Here is a 209-nt window from a genome sequence, read left to right on the forward strand (position 1 = left end):
CTGCTGTTCCAGTTCGGCCGCTACCTGCTGATCAGCTCCTCGCGCCCCGGCAGCCAGCCCGCCAACCTGCAGGGCATCTGGAACGACTCGCTGACCCCCTCCTGGGACTCCAAGTACACCATCAACGCCAACCTGCCGATGAACTACTGGCCCACCGACACCACCAACCTGTCGGAATGCTACGAGCCGGTGTTCAAAATGATCCAGGA

General features: G+C 61.7%; 1 protein-coding gene. It reads left to right on the forward strand.

Features of this window, described 5'->3' with window-relative positions:
- A partial coding sequence (locus tag IEY93_RS39220; protein WP_229691840.1) for a glycosyl hydrolase family 95 catalytic domain-containing protein occupies positions 1–209 on the forward strand: 209 nt, incomplete at both ends.

Source organism: Sphaerisporangium melleum (assembly GCF_014646695.1).
Lineage (GTDB): Bacteria > Actinomycetota > Actinomycetes > Streptosporangiales > Streptosporangiaceae > Sphaerisporangium > Sphaerisporangium melleum.